The sequence below is a fragment of the Nitrospirota bacterium genome (assembly GCA_016180645.1).
GTDB lineage: Bacteria > JACPQY01 > JACPQY01 > JACPQY01 > JACPQY01 > JACPAV01.
Map to the genome: position 1 here is coordinate 60,902 of JACPAV010000026.1, position 15,344 is coordinate 76,245.

At 60.3% G+C, this 15,344-nt stretch carries 15 protein-coding genes and 1 tRNA gene; 12 read left to right on the forward strand and 4 right to left on the reverse strand.

Going from position 1 to position 15,344, the window contains the following annotated elements:
- The first annotated feature begins 27 nt into the window (after nucleotides 1–27).
- Nucleotides 28–945, forward strand: a complete 918-nt coding sequence (gene hemH, locus HYT87_15325) for a ferrochelatase (GenBank protein ID MBI2061110.1) — start codon at nucleotides 28–30, stop codon at nucleotides 943–945.
- A gap of 6 nt (nucleotides 946–951) precedes the next feature.
- On the forward strand, nucleotides 952–2,463 hold the full coding sequence (gene hemG, locus HYT87_15330; protein MBI2061111.1) for a protoporphyrinogen oxidase: 1,512 nt from the start codon (nucleotides 952–954) through the stop codon (nucleotides 2,461–2,463).
- A gap of 97 nt (nucleotides 2,464–2,560) precedes the next feature.
- Here hemG and HYT87_15335 read toward each other — a convergent pair whose 3' ends face one another.
- Together HYT87_15335 and HYT87_15340 are read right to left on the reverse strand one after the other, a co-directional pair.
- Nucleotides 2,561–2,944 (reverse strand): redoxin domain-containing protein, encoded by a 384-nt coding sequence (locus tag HYT87_15335; protein MBI2061112.1) that lies wholly within the window; start codon nucleotides 2,942–2,944, stop codon nucleotides 2,561–2,563.
- Nucleotides 2,945–2,971: 27 nt separating this feature from the next.
- On the reverse strand, nucleotides 2,972–3,100 hold the full coding sequence (locus HYT87_15340) for a redoxin domain-containing protein (protein ID MBI2061113.1): 129 nt from the start codon (nucleotides 3,098–3,100) through the stop codon (nucleotides 2,972–2,974).
- An 89-nt stretch (nucleotides 3,101–3,189) separates the two neighbouring features.
- Here HYT87_15340 and HYT87_15345 point away from each other — a divergent pair.
- Nucleotides 3,190–3,264, forward strand: a tRNA-Glu gene (locus tag HYT87_15345).
- Nucleotides 3,265–3,275: 11 nt separating this feature from the next.
- Here the strand turns inward: HYT87_15345 and HYT87_15350 are convergent.
- Nucleotides 3,276–4,781, reverse strand: a complete 1,506-nt coding sequence (locus tag HYT87_15350; protein MBI2061114.1) for a glycoside hydrolase family 1 protein — start codon at nucleotides 4,779–4,781, stop codon at nucleotides 3,276–3,278.
- 59 nt (nucleotides 4,782–4,840) lie between these two features.
- Nucleotides 4,841–6,496: a sigma 54-interacting transcriptional regulator gene (locus HYT87_15355; protein ID MBI2061115.1), complete on the reverse strand. Its 1,656-nt coding sequence runs from the start codon at nucleotides 6,494–6,496 to the stop codon at nucleotides 4,841–4,843.
- A gap of 223 nt (nucleotides 6,497–6,719) precedes the next feature.
- Here HYT87_15355 and HYT87_15360 point away from each other — a divergent pair, with 223 nt between their 5' ends.
- The 9 genes from HYT87_15360 to HYT87_15400 all read left to right on the forward strand — a co-directional run bounded on the left by HYT87_15360 (nucleotide 6,720) and on the right by HYT87_15400 (nucleotide 14,878).
- Nucleotides 6,720–7,052 carry a 4Fe-4S binding protein gene (locus HYT87_15360; protein ID MBI2061116.1) on the forward strand — a complete coding sequence of 111 codons (333 nt, stop codon included), beginning with the start codon at nucleotides 6,720–6,722 and terminating at the stop codon, nucleotides 7,050–7,052.
- A gap of 18 nt (nucleotides 7,053–7,070) precedes the next feature.
- On the forward strand, nucleotides 7,071–8,153 hold the full coding sequence (locus HYT87_15365) for an Mrp/NBP35 family ATP-binding protein (protein ID MBI2061117.1): 1,083 nt from the start codon (nucleotides 7,071–7,073) through the stop codon (nucleotides 8,151–8,153).
- Between the two features lie 8 nt (nucleotides 8,154–8,161).
- Complete coding sequence (sufB, locus tag HYT87_15370) at nucleotides 8,162–9,604, forward strand: Fe-S cluster assembly protein SufB (protein ID MBI2061118.1); 1,443 nt, start codon at nucleotides 8,162–8,164, stop codon at nucleotides 9,602–9,604.
- 94 nt (nucleotides 9,605–9,698) lie between these two features.
- Complete coding sequence (sufC, locus tag HYT87_15375) at nucleotides 9,699–10,466, forward strand: Fe-S cluster assembly ATPase SufC (GenBank protein MBI2061119.1); 768 nt, start codon at nucleotides 9,699–9,701, stop codon at nucleotides 10,464–10,466.
- An 8-nt stretch (nucleotides 10,467–10,474) separates the two neighbouring features.
- On the forward strand, nucleotides 10,475–11,920 hold the full coding sequence (sufD, locus tag HYT87_15380; protein MBI2061120.1) for a Fe-S cluster assembly protein SufD: 1,446 nt from the start codon (nucleotides 10,475–10,477) through the stop codon (nucleotides 11,918–11,920).
- Nucleotides 11,921–11,985: 65 nt separating this feature from the next.
- Nucleotides 11,986–13,200 (forward strand): cysteine desulfurase, encoded by a 1,215-nt coding sequence (locus HYT87_15385; GenBank protein ID MBI2061121.1) that lies wholly within the window; start codon nucleotides 11,986–11,988, stop codon nucleotides 13,198–13,200.
- The gene (locus HYT87_15390) at nucleotides 13,197–13,715 is read left to right on the forward strand and encodes an SUF system NifU family Fe-S cluster assembly protein (GenBank protein MBI2061122.1); all 519 of its coding nucleotides are present in this window, start codon (nucleotides 13,197–13,199) and stop codon (nucleotides 13,713–13,715) included. Before HYT87_15385 ends, HYT87_15390 begins: the two co-directional genes overlap by 4 nt.
- Nucleotides 13,716–13,967: 252 nt before the next feature.
- On the forward strand, nucleotides 13,968–14,429 hold the full coding sequence (locus HYT87_15395) for a DUF59 domain-containing protein (protein ID MBI2061123.1): 462 nt from the start codon (nucleotides 13,968–13,970) through the stop codon (nucleotides 14,427–14,429).
- Nucleotides 14,430–14,554: 125 nt separating this feature from the next.
- The gene (locus HYT87_15400) at nucleotides 14,555–14,878 is read left to right on the forward strand and encodes a DUF971 domain-containing protein (protein MBI2061124.1); all 324 of its coding nucleotides are present in this window, start codon (nucleotides 14,555–14,557) and stop codon (nucleotides 14,876–14,878) included.
- The last annotated feature ends 466 nt before the right edge of the window (nucleotides 14,879–15,344 follow it).

The following is a 15,344-nucleotide window of genomic DNA, read 5'->3' on the forward strand; positions in this document are numbered from 1 at the left end:
CCTTCGAAACGCATACTGGACCGCGCCATGAAGTTCGATGCCGTGCTCATGATTGCTTTCGGCGGGCCGACGCGATTCGAAGAGGTCCGACCGTTCCTGGATAACGTGCTCAAGGGCCATCCTGTTCCCCCGAGCCGGGTGGAGCAGGTGGTGGAGCAGTATCGCATGATGGGCGGGCGATCGCCCATGAACGATCTCACGTTCCGCCAAGCCCGGGCGTTGGAGGACCGGCTCCGAGCCAACGGCTCGCGCCTCCCGGTCTACGTCGGAATGCGAAACTGGGCGCCGTATTTGGCCGACGCCCTCCGGGACGCCGTTTCGAAAGGCCATCGGCGGCTATTCGGAATCGTGATGGCGTCGCATAGGACGGAAGCCAGTTGGGAGCGATACCTCCAGTCCGTCCAGGACGCGACTCACGAAGTGGGCGATGGCATCGACATTGAGTTCGCAGGACCCTGGCATGTCGATGAACGGTTTGTCGAGAGCGTCGCGGACCGGGCTCGCGGAGTTTTGAGAGAGTTGCCACCGGAGGGTAAGGGCACCACGCAGGTGATTTTCACGGCGCACAGCGTGCCGGTGCCGATGGCGCAGGCCTCGGGGTACGACCACCAGATCAACGAAACAGCGAGGTTGGTCGCGGAGAAACTGGGCAACGTGCGCTGGTCCATCGCCTATCAAAGCCGGAGCGGCCGTCCAACGGACCCATGGCTGGAACCCGACGTGGGCGCCCATATCGAAAAGATGGCCGTCGAAGGCGTCAAGAGGGTGGTCTTCATTCCCGTGGGATTTCTGGTGGATCATGTAGAGGTCCTTTTCGACCTCGATGTGAAGGCCCGCGAGGTGGCGGAGCGCTTGGGGATCGGTTTTCATCGTGTTCCGACCGTCAGTGATCATCCTTTGTTCATTGCGATGCTGGCGGAATACGTCCAACAGGCTTCGGCGTAAGCGGACATGGGATTGACCCCACACGTCGCCCCCTCCGGCCAGCTTCGGGGACGACGAATGGAAACGCCATGGAATCCTCACGTCGCCGTAGTGGGCGCGGGCATCACGGGCCTCTCGTTTGCCTACCACCTCCTGGAACTCGGCAGGAGCCGTTCGCTGCCGATCCGGGTGACGGTGTTCGAAGCGAGGAATCGACCGGGTGGAGTGATTTCGACGGTCAAACGCGACGGCTTTATTCTTGAAGAAGGGCCGGACGCGTTCATCACCGACAAGCCGTGGGGGCGGGAGCTGTGCGTCAATTTGGGTTTGAGCGATGAGCTGATAGGGACCAATCCGGATCACCGGAGCAGCTTCGTGTTGATGGGCGGGACGCTCCATCCTGTGCCGGAGGGGTTGTACCTCATGGCGCCTTCCAAAATCTGGCCGGTTGTTCGATCAAAACTTTTGAGCTGGCCCGCCAAGGCACGGATGGCCATGGAGTTGTTCGTTCCGAGGCGAATGGGGGTGGCCGACGAAAGCGTGGCCTCATTTGTCCGTAGGCGATTCGGACCGGAAGTGTTCGAGAGACTGGCCCAACCGATGGTCGGAGGGATCTACGCCGCCGACGCGGAGGTTCTGAGCATGCAGGCGACGCTACCTCGCTTCGTGGAGATGGAACAAAAGCATGGGAGCATTACGCGGGCTTTGTGGCGCGCCCGATCGGAAGCCGCGGGAGCAGGGGGCGCGGGCATGAACCATGGCGTGAGCGGTCCGCGATACAGCCTGTTCCAAACTCTGCGAGGGGGCATGAGTGGACTCGTATCGGCCCTCACGCAAGCGCTTCCGGAAGGGAGCATCCGGGTCGATTCCGATGTGGCCGAGCTGGAGAGACGTACGGATGGGACTTGGGAAATCGGAGCGGCGGGCGAGCGCGTGCAGGCGGACGCCGTGTGCCTTTGCGTCGGACCCCGCCGATCGGCCGACCTGATTCGGCAGACGAATGCCGTGCTCTCGGACGAACTGGCGGCTCTCAGGGCCGGTTCTTCCATGACGGTCAATCTTGCTTATCACGAAGAGCAATTCGGGCGGCGACTCGTCGGATCGGGCATGGTGATTCCATCGACGGAGAAGACGGCGGTGGTAGGTGTGTCATTCAGCAGCTTGAAATTTGAGGGGCGCACGCCCGCACGGCGAGTGCTGCTGAGGGCTTTTCTGGGCGGGCCGAACCTGGCGGAGAACGAAGGCTATTCGGATACTGAGCTTGCGGCGACCGTCCATTCGAGGATTCGGCGGGCACTCGACATCATCGGCGACCCGCTGTTCTTCCATGTGGCCCGCCATCCGCAGGCCATGCCTCACTATAAGGTGGGGCATCTGGAGACGATGGGAAGAATCGATACTCTTTGCGCGAGGCTTCCAGGTCTCTTCCTGGCGGGAAACGCTTTTCGAGGCATCGGAGTGCCGGACCGGGTGCGCGACGGCCAACTCCAATCCGAAGCCTGCATGGAGCGCCTACAATCGAGGCACGCGGCTCGATAGACCCCGGATCTCGGTGCGAGATGACGCGGGCTCAAGCCCGCGGCTACCCAGGATGAGGAGACCCGGTAGGCGCAGGATTTGTGCCTGCGGCCGTTTCCTACCCGAGCGCGGCCAGCAACTCGCTGTTCGGCGGATTGATGGTGGCGTCCTTCGAGCGGAATGAGTAGCGAATCTTCCCGTCTTTTCCGATGACGAAAGAACCTTGAAGCCGCTTCACATTGCCCTGCGGGGCGGTGATGTAGTGGCCGCCCTTGGCGGCCCGAAGCGCGGCGGCAATCACGATGGGGCGTGGCGCGATGAGATTCCAGATGGAGGATTTGAACAGGCCGAAGGCCTTGTGGGCTTTTCCATCCACATCCGACAAGCCGCGGAACGGGTACCCCTTGGATTCAAATCTTTGCTTCATGGGTGCGGGTGGGGCCGGAGTGACGGCAACGATAGTTACGCCTTTCGCGTCGAACGCGGGTTTCTCCTCGCGCAACTGCGCGAGATGCTCTTTGCAGTAAGGTCAGCCGAGATGACGCGTGAAGACGAGGACGAGGGGATTGTTCTTCCAGAGAGTGGAGAGTTGGACCAACTGTCCGTCGGTGTCCACGAGTTCGAGGTCGGGTGCCTTGTCGCCCTTGTTGACTGCCATGGGCGCACATTACACGGCGTCATGCGGTCTGTCCAGCTCATTCCGGCAGATTGCGTTTCTCCCGTCCTTTGCTACGATGCTGACCGCTCGGTCCCATCGTCTAGCCCGGACAGGACGTCGCCCTCTCAAGGCGAAGATCGCGGGTTCAAATCCCGCTGGGACCATGCGCCGGCAACTATTCCGGGGCGGGGTAGAGCGCGGCGAGGTCGGTGGGGATGGAGCGCGAGGCGGCGATCCGGGCGTAGACGGCCGCGCCCTGGCGGGCGGTGCGGGGTTTCATCGGGTTGTGCCAGTCCACGGCGAACAAGCCCATGGGCACGTCCATTCCGCGGTTCCATTCATAACTGTCCAGCAGGCTCCAGTAGAAGTAGCCCCACACATCGGCTCCGTCGCGAATGGCCCGCTGGACCCACGTGAGATGCCGTACAAGAGATTTCGGCGCCGTGCCGTCGTCATTGCCGTCCGGCGTGCCGTTCTCGGAGATCAGGGCGGGCAGACCCATCTCCTTCACGGCCATGAGGGTTTCGTAGATTCCCCTCGGGTAGTCCTCCCAGGGTTGAATGGATGCAGGATTGAAGGCGGTCAGGGGCGAGAATTCTGGAAGAATCGCGGTGGGCAACCCTTCGATTGTGGCGCGAGTGTAGTAGTTGATCCCGATAAAGTCCGTCCGCCCTGCGAGATCGGGGCGTGAGGTTGGGACGCCGTCGAGATCGTCGTCCAATCCACCTTTGGTAATCGCATTCAGAAACACGCTGTTCCAAATGTAGTAGGCATTCTCTGCGGCCTTCACATCCATGGCGTCGGATGAATCCTTGGGTCTGAAGGGAACCATGTTGTACACCACTCCCACCCGGGCGACGGTGCGATCGCCGCCGGCGTCCTGGCGGTCGCCCTCCTTGACGGCGTCGTACATCCTCGCGTGCGCCTCGATCATGGCGACGAGTGCGGTTTGCGCCTCATGCAGTTTCAGGAGTTGGGCGGGTGGGTTCGATCGCTCCGAGTTGGGGAAGATGTATGCCGGCAGAACCACGGCCATCGGTTCATTCAGCGTCGCCCAGAGATCGACCTCCGCGCCGAACTCGCGGGCGCAGAATCCGGCATACTTGGCCATCTCGCGCACGATCCGTTCGCGATCCACCCACCCACGCGCCGCGCAGGATGCCAGATCCTGGTGGCAGGCGATGGCATCGTGGATCCAAAGGGGCAAAGTGTAGTGGTTGAGTGTGACGAACGGTTCGAGCCCGCGCGCGCGTAGCGCTGAGAGGACCGCGTGGTAGTGATCGAGCGCGGCGGGACTCGCGGCAGCTCTTAGGTCTTCGTACGTTGAGAGGCCATCGGTGGCGGTGGGGAAAATGCGGCTCCATTCAAGACTGAATCGAAAGGCATTGTTCCGGAGTTGAATCGCCGCGAGGTCGAAGTCCGATTCGTAGAGCTCCCAGTGGCCCGCGCCGGAGGAGGGCGGCTGCTTCGAGAGGTAGGTCACGGGACTCTCCAGTGTTACGGGCGACGTGACATACTGGTACCAATCGGAGTTGGAGTCCTCGCACTGTTCGCGGGGGAGGGTGGGGCAGCCCATGTCGACCTGGAACCCCGCGATGGCGGTGCCGAAGAGAAAATCTTTGGGAAATCCAGCCGACTTGGACGCTGAACCGCAGGCGGCCAACATCGCCGCGGCCGCCAAGATCGATCCGAACTTGACTGGCGGGCAAGGTGGCATGGTTGGAAAAGGCGATCCCGAGGCTACTTCAGATCCCGGGCCGAGACGCCCAGTTTGGCCAGCCGGCTTTGGAGCGTGGTCGGCTTGAGGTTGAGAACCTTCGCCGCCCCGGCCGTTCCGTATATCTTGCCATTGGTCGATCGAAGGATCTGGCGGAGGTAGTTCCGCTGGATCTCCTCGCAGTATTGATCGACTTCTCCGAGCGACTGAAATCCCTGCGGATAGCGGCTTTTGCGGGGGTGGGCGAAGTTGATGTGCGTGTCGTTGATGACATGCCCGTCGCAGAGAATAACGGCGCGTTCCAGGAGGTGTTCGATTTCGCGCACATTCCCGGGCCATTCATAGGCCATGAACAGGTCCATCACCCGGGGACTGACCTCCGTGATGCGCTTGCTCATCTTCAACGCGAACTTCCGGATGAAATGATTCGTGAGGGGCGCCAGATCTTCCTTCCGTTCGCGGAGCGGAGGCAGATGAATCGGGAAGACGTTCAGCCGGTAGAAAAGGTCCTCGCGGAACTGGCCCGCTGTCACCAGCGGTTCCAGGGGACGATTGGTGGCGGCGATGATGCGGACATCGACCTTGATGGGCTGGGAGCCGCCGACGCGCTCGATCTCTTTTTCCTGGAGGGCGCGGAGAAGCTTGACTTGGACGGTGGGAGGAATATCCACCACCTCATCGAGGAAGAGGGTCCCGCCACTCGCCAGTTCGAAGCGTCCGGGTTTGCGGGCGATGGCCCCGGTGAATGCGCCTTTCTCGTGACCGAACAACTCGCTTTCAATCAGCGTTTCCGGAAGGGATGAGCAATTCACTTTGATGAGAGCGCGATCCCGACGGCTCGAAAGAACGTGGATGGCCCGCGCGACGAGTTCCTTGCCGGTCCCCGTTTCTCCGGTGATCAGGACCGTCGAGTCCGTGATGGCCACGCGCCGCGCGGCAGAAAGCGAGGCCGTCAGCGCCGGACTGGAGCCGACAATTTCCGAGAACTGAGTGGTAATTTCATCTTTAAGGTAGATGTTCTCCTGTTGAAGTTCTTCCTTGAGCTGGATCGTCTCTTCCAGTTTCCGCACGGTGAGCGCGAGTTGCGCGTTCGCCCCTTCGAGCTCGCGATTGCGCTTGTTGAGGGCGTCCATCAGCCGTCCGTTCTCGACGGCCGTGGCCATCTGGCCGGCGATTTCCCGGACGAGATCGGCGTGGGCCGGTTTGTAAGCGTCCTTCCGGCGGGAGGAGAAGAACATGACGCCGATGGGACGGCCGCCGGCAAGGAGAGGGAGCGTGAGATTCGATATCATTCCTTCGCGAACGATGCGCCGCGTGGAGTCGGATCCCGGCTTCTTCTCCATGTAGGACTGGAGATCGTTGATAATGCGAACACGGCCCTCTTTCATGAGCGGTTCGAGCGTAGAGTCCTTGAGTTTTCCCGCATACCCGACGGGGATTTCCGGTGTCCCTTCCGTCCTGAGGGAAGTCATCACGATTCGCTCATTCGGCTCATCCACGGTGGCCACTCCGATCCGGTCGAAGGGCACGATGCCCTGGAGCTCGCGGAAGATGATATCCAACACCTCCTGTTCGCTCTTGCCGTGGCTGATCGATTCGATGACATCCTTCAAGACGAGCCATGGCCTCGAAAGTGCGATGGAGGCACCGGACAACGGCGAAGAAGGTGTTTCGCGCATTCGACAAGAATAGCCGGACCACGGCTGCATGTCAACGATGATGACGTTGCGCAACGCAATAGTCGGTGCAGGTTTGCCAGGTTACGACATGAGTGAACAGATATACTAATACTTACGATATCATAACTATATGATCGATGGCATCGTTATTGCGAATATAGTCTGTCAGCGATGGATTACGATGTCCCATGCCAAGAAGAATCACTTTCGATAGGAGGGAAACGTGGCGCTGTTTATTACTGAAGAATGCACGAACTGCGGCGTGTGCGAACCGGAGTGCCCGAATGAAGCGATTTACGAATCCGGCGTGAAATGGGTCTACCCAGGCGAGTCGGGTGACCATGATCCCCTCGACGCTTCGAAGTTGGGCTCAGACGTCTACTACATTGTCCCGTCGAAGTGCACCGAGTGCGCGGGACACTACGACACATCGCAATGCGTGGACGTTTGTCCGGTTGACTGCATCATCAAGCATCCGGAATTCCCGGAAACGAAGGATCAACTCACCGCCAAGTACAATACGCTGATGTCCTTGGCCGGCGTTCGGGCCGCCTGAGGTGCTCGGAGACAAGCCGTGAACGGTCTGGAACAAGAAGTCCTCAAGGCCCTCGCGAATGTCAAAGACCCGGATCTGGGCCGCGACATCGTGTCACTCGGCTTCGTCAAGAACCTCAATGTGAACGGCGATGCCGCCCGCTTCACCATCGAGCTGACCACGCCGGCCTGTCCCGTGAAAGACAAGTTGAAGGAAGAGGCGCAGACGTGGGTCCGCCGGATGGTCCCCGCCCTGAAGCGAGTGGATGTGGACATGACGGCGCAGGTTCGTCCGACCCTGGGTGAGAAGAAATCTCAGATGTGTCCCGAGGTGAAAAACATCATACCCATCGCCAGTGGCAAGGGCGGCGTTGGAAAATCGACGGTCACCGCGAATCTCGCCATCGCCCTTTCGAGGATGGGAGCGTCCGTGGGTGTCATGGATGCGGACGTCTACGGCCCGAGTATTCCGATGATTCTCGGGTGCAGCGGCGCCCCTCGAGTGGTGGACAACAAGATCCAGCCGATGGAGCAGTACGGACTCAAGATCATCTCGTTCGGGTTCTTCATTCCGGCGGGAGACGCGGTGATCTGGCGGGGTCCGATGCTCCACAAGACCGTTCAGCAGTTTCTCGGGGACGTCGCCTGGGGCCCGCTCGACTACCTCCTCGTGGATCTCCCGCCGGGAACGGGCGACGTGCAACTCAGTCTCTGCCAAACGATTCCCCTAACGGGCGCGGTGGTGGTCTCGACGCCCCAGGACGTTGCGCTGAACGTAGCACAGAAGGCTATCTACATGTTTCGGAAACTCAACTGTCCCATTCTGGGGATCGTGGAGAACATGAGCGGTTTTGTGTGCGACGGCTGCGGCAAGCGCCACGACATCTTCGGGAGCGGTGGCGCGCGGCGGGCCTGCGACCGATTGGCCGTGCCGTTTCTCGGCGAGATTCCGCTCGATACGGAGATCCGCACCGCCTCCGACCAGGGGCAGCCCGTGGTCCTGGAAGGGCACCCCGCCTCGGAAAAATCGAATGTGTTTCGCTCCGTGGCCCAGAATCTGGCCGCTCAGGTGAGCATCCGGCTGATGCAGGCGGATGCCGTACCGGTGAAGATCTCATTCTAGGGACTACCATGGCTGCTAATCCCGAGCTTCAGGAATTCACGGATCGCCAGTACAGGTGGGGGTTCGTCTCCGACATCGAGGAGGAGCGTGTCCCCCGCGGTCTCAGTGAAGACATCGTTCGCCTGATCTCGGCCAAAAAGAACGAGCCGGAATTCATGTTGGATTGGAGGCTCCGCGCCCTCAGACATTGGGTCAAGATGGAAGAGCCGCACTGGCAGAACGTCAAGTTTCCCCCGATTGATTACCAGGACATCGTGTATTACGCCGCCCCCAAGCCAAGGAAACAGGTTGGGAGTATGGACGAGGTCGACCCCGAAGTCCGCGCCACTTTCGAAAAACTGGGGATTCCACTCGAAGAGCAGATGCGGCTCTCCGGGGTGGCGGTGGATGCCGTGCTGGACAGCGTGTCCGTGGCGACCACGTTCAAGGAGAAGCTGGCGCAGGTGGGGGTGATCTTCTGCTCGTTCTCGGAGGCGGTGCAAAAACATCCGGAGCTGGTGCAGAAGTACCTCGGAACCGTGGTGCCCTATGGCGACAACTATTTTGCCGCCCTCAATTCGGCCGTGTTCAGCGACGGGTCGTTCTGCTACGTCCCCAAGGGTGTTCGCTGTCCGATGGAGCTTTCCACCTACTTCCGGATCAACGCCGCCGATACGGGGCAGTTCGAGCGAACGCTGATCGTCGCCGATGAAGGAGCGTATGTCAGCTACCTGGAGGGCTGCACGGCGCCCGTCCGGGACAAGAACCAACTCCATGCGGCCGTGGTGGAATTGGTCGCGTTGGAAAACGCTCAGATCAAGTACTCGACGGTGCAGAATTGGTATCCGGGAGACAAGAACGGAAAGGGTGGGATCTACAATTTTGTGACCAAGCGGGGCCGATGCACCGGCGCAAACTCCAAGATTTCCTGGACCCAGGTGGAAACCGGTTCGGCCATCACCTGGAAATATCCCAGTGTCATTCTCGATGGCGAGAATTCCGTCGGGGAGTTTTACTCCGTGGCGCTGACGAACAACTACCAGCAGGCGGATACGGGGACAAAGATGATTCATATGGGGAAAAATACGAAGAGCACCATCATTTCGAAGGGCATTTCGGCGGGACACGGTCAGAACACCTATCGCGGCTTGGTCAAAGTCCAGAAGAAAGCGGCCAACGCGCGCAACTACTCCCAGTGCGATTCTCTTCTGATCGGAGCGAAGTGCGGCGCGCACACATTTCCCTACATCGAGGTGGGGAACAAATCATCCAAGGTCGAGCACGAGGCGTCCACCTCCAAAATCGGCGAGGACCAGCTCTTCTACTGCCGGCAGCGTGGGATCTCGGAGGAGGACGCGGTCTCCATGATCGTCAACGGTTTCTGCAAACAAGTGTTCAAGGAATTGCCGATGGAGTTTGCGGTGGAGGCCCAGAAGTTGATGAGCGTGAGCCTGGAAGGAGCGATTGGATGAAGGGCTTTCAGCTATCAGCGTTCAGCAGTCAGCCGGATCGGAGGCGCCGGCCGGCTCAGGGCTGAATGCTGATAGCTGATCGCTGATGGCTGCCATGCTTGAAATAAGAAATCTCCACGTGAACGTGAACGGGCGCGAGATCCTCAAGGGGGTCGATCTCGTCGTCCAGGCCGGAGAGGTCCACGCCATCATGGGTCCGAACGGTTCGGGAAAGAGCACGCTCGCGCAGGTGCTCGCGGGGCGCGACACGTACACGGTGACTCAGGGCGAGGCCTTGTACATGGGCAAGAATCTGCTCGAACTCCAGCCTGAGGATCGTGCGGCCGAGGGGCTGTTTCTGGCCTTCCAGTATCCGGTGGAAATTCCAGGCGTAGGAAACGCCTACTTTCTACGAGCGGCTCTGAACGCCATGCGGAAGCGGAAGGGTTTGGAAGAGCTGGATGCCGTGGATTTCCTGTCGCTGGCGAAGGACAAACTCAAACTGGTTCAGATGGATCCGAGCTTCCTCAACCGATCCGTCAATGAAGGATTCTCCGGGGGCGAGAAGAAGCGGAACGAAGTGTTCCAAATGGCGGTCCTGGAGCCGAAGCTTGCCGTTCTGGATGAAACAGACTCCGGTCTGGACATCGATGCCCTGCGGATCGTGGCCGACGGTGTCAACGCACTGAGGGGGGCGGATCGGGCGATGATGGTGATCACGCATTATCAGCGCCTTCTGAACTACATTGTTCCCGATCGAGTGCACGTTCTTCAGGACGGAAAAATCGTTGAGTCCGGTGGGAAGGAATTGGCAGAGGAGTTGGAACGAAGCGGGTACCGGCGGGAGCGGAACGGTTCGACGCCTCCTCCTGAAAGCCCATGAGCTGGAGCATGGGGCCCAAGGAGCTCTACCTGTCTCATTTCGAGCGCATGGGCCGCACGCGGGGCGTGGATGGCTCCCCTTGGATCGAGGCCCTGCGAACGGCGGCGATGGCGCGATTTGCCGAGATCGGGTTTCCGACACCCCAGGATGAGGATTGGAAATACACCAACGTGTCGCCCATCGCGAAGACGGCCTTCAATCCGGCGACCCGGGATCCGGCGGATTCGGTGCGGCTCCGGCTCTTCAAGGAAGCCATGGTGGAACCGGGTCCGCATGTTCTGGTGTTTGTGAACGGTGCCCACGCGCCGGAGATCTCGACCATTCGCCGCCTCCCCGGAGGCGCGCGGGTCCAGAGCCTTCTGGAGGCCGCGGACGAATCGAAATCGATCGTGGAATCTCATCTCGGGCGTCATGCTCTGTTCCGGGACCGGGCCTTCACGGCCCTGAATACCGCGTTCATCCACGATGGTGCGTTCGTGCATATTCCCAAGGGTATTGAAGTCAGGGACCCGATTCACCTTCTGTTCATCGCGACCACGCGGGCATTCCATGGAGAGTCATCTCGTGGCCCTCGGAGCGAAGCGGAGGGGGCGACCCATGGAGAACCGTGGGTCTCCCACCCGAGGAATCTCATCGTGGTCGAGGAGGGGGCATCGGCGGCCGTGGTGGAGACCTACGTGGGGCATGAGGAAGGGGTGTATTTCACCAACGCCGTGACTGAGGTGGCGGCGGGTCCGGGCGCGAGGGTGGAGCACTACAAGGTTCAGAGAGAGAGCGGAAGCGCCTTTCATGTGGCCGCCGTACAGGCGCGGCAGGCAAGGGACAGCCGATTCACCTCTTTCTCGCTCTCGCTGGGCGGGGCGCTGACGCGCAATGACTATGGCGTCGTCCTCGCCGAGGAAGGAAGCGAATGCGATATGGATGGCCTGTACATGGCCGATGGCCGCAGGCATGTGGACACGCATACCCTCATTGACCATGCCCGGCCGGGCTGTAGGAGTTCCGAGGTGTACCGGGGTGTGCTCGACGGCTCGGCCCGGGGGGTGTTCAACGGTCGGATCGTGGTCCGTCCGGATGCGATCAAGACGGATGCCACGCAGTCGAACAAGAATCTCCTCCTTTCAGAGGAAGCCTCGGTGAAAACGAAGCCGCAACTCGAAATCTTTGCGGACGACGTGAAATGCGCGCACGGCGCAACCGTCGGTCAATTGGACGAGGACGCCATGTTTTACCTTCGGTCACGCGGTTTGGATCGGGAGGCCGCTTCGACCGTGCTGACCTACGCGTTTGCCAATGAGGTTCTCAGCCGAATCCGCCGCGAGGCGCTCAGGGGGTACCTCGAAAAGCTCGTGGCTTCACGCCTTCCGGCCGCCGCGGCGCTGGGATTCTATGAGGAATCTTCTCGCCGTCCCCGAAGCGGAGCGGAGGGGAGACTATTGTGGGGGAAATCCTGATGGCTCTGGCGGTGGCTCGGAAAGAATCGGTGGCCTCGCGACGCGCGATGGAGGCCGTGAAAGCCCTGGATGTCGCCCGGATCAGGAGGGATTTTCCCATCCTGAAACGAAAAGTACGTGGGAGGCCTCTAGTTTATCTGGACAATGCGGCCACCACACAGAAACCGGCGGCCGTCATCGAGGCCATTCGAGACTACTATTCACGCTACAACGCGAATATTCATCGCGGCGTGCATCAGCTCTCCGAACAGGCGACGGATGGGTTCGAGAAATCCCGCGAGCTGATTCGGTCGTTCCTTGGTGCCGGAGAGACGAGGGAGATCGTGTTTGTTCGGGGTGCGACGGAGGGGATCAATCTGGTGGCTCAGAGTCTTGGCAGGAAGTTCGTGTCCAAGGGGGATGAAATCGTTGTAACCACCATGGAGCACCACTCCAATATCGTACCGTGGCAGATGCTATGTGAGGGAACCGGCGCCGTCTTGCGTGTGGTCCCCATCAGCGACCGGGGGGAATTGGAGTTGGATTCGTTCGACCGACTTCTCAGCTCGAAGACCCGCCTGGTGGCGGTGACGCACGTGTCGAATGCGCTGGGGACGGTGAACCCCATCGACGTAATTGTCAGACATGCCCATTCCGCCGGAGCAGCGGTGCTCGTGGATGGCGCACAGGCGGTTCCCCACATGAAGGTGGATGTCAAGAGCCTGGATTGCGACTTCTACGTGTTTTCCTCACACAAGGTCTATGGTCCCACCGGGATCGGCGTTGTCTACGGCAAGCGCCGCTGGTTGGAGGAGATGCCGCCTTATCAGGGGGGCGGAGACATGATCGCCTCGGTCACTTTTGAGAAAACCCTCTACAATCGTTTGCCTTACAAGTTTGAGGCGGGCACGCCGGACATCGCGGGCGCCATCGGCTTGGGAGCGGCCCTCGAATATGTGAATCACATCGGTCTCGGCGCGATAGCGCGGCATGAGACGGACTTGTTGATCCATGCTGCTGAATCGTTGGAGGAAATAGACGGGGTAAGGCTGATCGGCAAGGCTGCGGAGAGGGCCGCCGTTGTGTCCTTCGTTGTCGATGGAGTGCATCCGCATGATCTGGGCACATTTCTGGACCAAGAGGGAATCGCCATCCGAACGGGCCATCACTGCGCGCAGCCGGTCATGCAGCGGTACGGGATACCCGCCACGGCCCGGGCGTCCTTCGGAATGTACAACACGAAGAGCGAAGTCGATGCACTGGCGAAAGGAATCAGGAAGGCACAGGAGTTTTTCGCGTGACAACAGCTCGGAAGTCCCACGAGGAGTCGCCCCACGAGCTCAGGAGCGGGGAGGAGGGAACTGACGTTCGCGAGCTGTATCAGGAGTTGATTCTGGACCACAGCCGGAATCCGCGGAATTTTCGGAAGATTGACGGCGCCGGCCACCATGCCGAGGGGTACAACCCGCTCTGCGGGGATCGGTTCACCGTCTACCTCGACGTTCAGAATGGTGTGGTCAAGAATATCGGCTTCGAGGGATCGGGGTGCGCCATTTCCAAAGCATCAGCTTCGGTGATGACCCAAAGTGTCAAAGGGAAGACTCCGGCAGAAGTGACGGCGCTGATCGACCGCTTTCGGAACCTGGTGACTGGGGAAGATGCCGGAGCGGCCGGATCGATGGAATCCCTGGGCAAGCTGGCCGCGTTTTCCGGGGTGAAGGAGTTCCCTGTGCGTGTTAAATGCGCAACGCTGGCCTGGCATACGGTGAAGGCGGCGTTGGAAGGGAAGCCCTCCGCCATTTCGACGGAGGACTGAGTATGAGCACAAAAGTCTTTGTGCACATCTACTTGCAGAGCCTAAAGGCTCTGCTACTAATTTCGCTATCCGTAGCGGAGCCTTCAGGCTCCGCGAACGGGGTGAGCATCTCTAAAGAATTCTGTTCAGGTACTTAGAGTGCGTCCGGAAATGTCCAGAAATGCCAAATGAGCCGGTTCGTTGCCTGGGAGCAAGCAGCGTGTAGGGGAGCAGCTTTAGCTGCTCCCAAGCAGGGAGGGATTGCCCGAAGGAATGTCCGTGCGCATCAGTCAGACGCTGGGTGGGACGTTTACCGTCATCACGGATTCGGGCTACATGGTGCGGATTGCAGCCAAGGACGCCGACGCTCTGGGTCCGGAATACATGGGGTCGGCCGGTTCTAGCCCCGAGGCGAAACCGGCAGGATCGCTCGAAGAGCAGGTATGGGAGCAGCTCAAGACCTGCTACGACCCGGAGATTCCGGCCAACATCGTCGACTTGGGATTGATCTACGAGTGCAACATCGCGGCGGCGCCGGAAGGTGGAAGCCGGATCGACATCAAGATGTCGCTCACCGCGCCGGGGTGCGGTATGGGAGATATCTTGAAAGGTGATATTGAGACCAAACTTGGCTCCCTCGATGGCGTGAAAGCCGTCAGCGTTGAGCTGATTCTGGATCCGCCGTGGACGCCGGATCGGATGTCGGAGGCCGCGAGACTCCAGCTCGGATTCTAGGAGCCGCTAACAGAATGGGTACCCGGTGGGCGTCTATCGCAGGCATAAAGCCTGCGCCTACCAAGCATGTACATTCCTGGTAGCCGCGGGCTTCAGCCCGCGTCATTGCGTTAGAAGCTCCAAGTATGTCCACCCCGGAAGAAATCATCCTCCCCCGTGAGATCGCCCGGGCGAACGAGCACGACGTCAAGATCATCTGGCCAGACGGGGAGGTCATCCTGCCGGCCTTCGAACTCCGGGCCGACTGCTGGTGTGCCATGTGTGTTGACGAGGCGTCCGGCCGCAAGCTCCTCAAGCGTGAGAGCCTCCGGGCGGATGTCCACCCCAAGATGATCAAGCCCATCGGGAACTACGCCATTCAGATTGAATTCAGCGACGGCCACCGCACCGGTCTTTACACCTTCAAACACCTCCGCGAACTCGGCGACCGCCTCGCAAAATCGGGCTGATCTGTGCCTTGCTCGCCGGGTACCATCCGTGTTCCCGGCTTGAGGAATGTCTCAACGCCTACGAGCAGAACCGGCCTCCGGGGTTTTGGAAGTTTGCTCGCTGGCTTTTGAAATTAACAACCACTTGACAAGCAGCAACAAGATGGGCTAAAGCGTTCTCATGCGTCAACGCATGTGGAGTGATGCACGGAGGGTACGGCATGGGGGGAGCATCGGAGAACCCCGGAGAACCCCGGAGAACCCCGGAGAACTGATCTGTCCTCGCCAATAAATATTGGTAGGCGCGGGCCATGTTACATGCCGCGCCATCCTGGGCGCGGCGACATCTCATGGTCCCATGCCCTCCGTGGCATGGGGCTTTACGCCCGCGTCCGAAGACGCACCCATAAAGGGTGCGGCTACCCGAGGCCGGCGCTTCTTGATCTTGGTAGGCGCGGGCTTTACGCCCGCGTCCGCTCACTCACCA